We start from the raw sequence: 1,470 nt of genomic DNA on the forward strand, positions 1-1,470 counted from the left end.
GTCTACGACAGCAACGAAACCCTCGATGGCAAGCTGATGACCGGCAAATCCGGCTACGACGTGGTGTTTCCGTCGAACCACTTCATGGCCCGGCAGATCGAAGGCGGAGCGCTGAAGAAACTCGACAAGAGTCAGTTGCCGAACTGGAAAAACCTCAACCCGGTATTGCTCAAGGCATTGCAGACCAACGACCCGGGCAACGAGCATGGCTTCCCGTACCTGTGGGGCAGCACCGGCATCGGCTACAACATTGCCAAGGTCAAAGCGGTACTGGGCGACAACGCCCCGGTGGATTCCTGGGACCTGATCTTCAAGCCCGAGAACATGCAGAAACTACAGAAGTGCGGCGTGGCCATCCTCGACAACGGCCCCGAACTGCTGCCGGCCGCATTGAACTACCTCGGGTTGCCGCCTCACAGCAAGAACCCGCAAGACTACAAAAAGGCCGAAGCCCTGCTGTTGAAAGTGCGGCCGTATGTGAGCTATTTCCATTCGTCCAAGTACACCAGTGACCTGGCCAACGGCGACATCTGCGTCGCGGTCGGWTTCTCCGGCGACATCCTGCAAGCGGAAARCCGYGCCAGGGAAGCCAACAACGGCATCGAGATCGGCTATTCGATTCCCAAGGAAGGCGCCGCGATCTGGTTCGATATGGTCGCCATGCCGGCCGACGCTCCGGACGAAAAGGCCGGTTACGCCTTCATGGATTACCTGCTGCGTCCGGACGTCATGGCCAGCGTCAGCAACTATGTGCATTACGCCAATGGCAACGAGACGGCCGACAGCCTGATCGACCCGGCGATCAAGAACGACACCAAGGTTTATCCAAGTCCTGAAATGATGGGCAAGCTGTTTGCGCTGGAGGCCATGCCTCTGAATATCGATCGGGTGCGTACGCGAGTGTGGAACAAGATTCGCACCGGCAGTTGAAGCGGTGAGYGGCCATCGGGACAGGACGTCCCGATGCCATCGTCCTCAGCCGACCGGCTCGGCTGCGCAATTCATCTTTCCTGAGCCGGGTATCTGCAAAAACACGTCATCGCCGATTTGCCAGAAGCTGTAGTTGCCTTTGTAATCCTTGCCCGTGTACTGGGTTCCGTAATCGTTCGGCACCTGGTTCAGGGTGATGGAGGTGTTCGCCCATTTCAGGAGCACAACGCCCGGTTCGACGGTAAAGAACGTGGCGGCAATCAGCGGGCTGAACCCTGCGCAATGGAAGGCAACGGGGCCTTCGGTGCGTCGGCTTGGGTCCTTGGTTCTCGCAATGGCCGAGCCCTGGCGCAGTTGGAACGCACGCTCGGCATAACTTCGCACGACGCACGCCTTGGCTTGAGTCCCGCCGCCACACTGGTTACGGGACTCAAGCCAGAACCGCTGATCAATCTCGACTTTATTCGGGCGCGGCACTGAGTGATCGTCGGTGAGCGCCAGCAGATAAAGACGATTGAGTTCCAGGTCCATGCTCGCCAG

2 protein-coding genes are annotated in these 1,470 nt (G+C 58.8%); one reads left to right on the top strand and one right to left on the bottom strand.

Annotated elements, in window-relative coordinates:
• Positions 1-930: polyamine ABC transporter substrate-binding protein (locus ACXRVY_RS28805; protein ID WP_458238929.1), on the top strand; the 930-nt coding region annotated here is incomplete at its 5' end.
• A 45-nt stretch (positions 931-975) separates the two neighbouring features.
• On the opposite strand, the gene ACXRVY_RS28810 is transcribed toward ACXRVY_RS28805, so the two are convergent.
• On the bottom strand, positions 976-1,470 hold a 495-nt coding region (locus tag ACXRVY_RS28810; protein WP_458238930.1), incomplete at its 5' end, for an MliC family protein.

Source organism: Pseudomonas sp. P5_A2_2 (genome assembly GCF_054177685.1).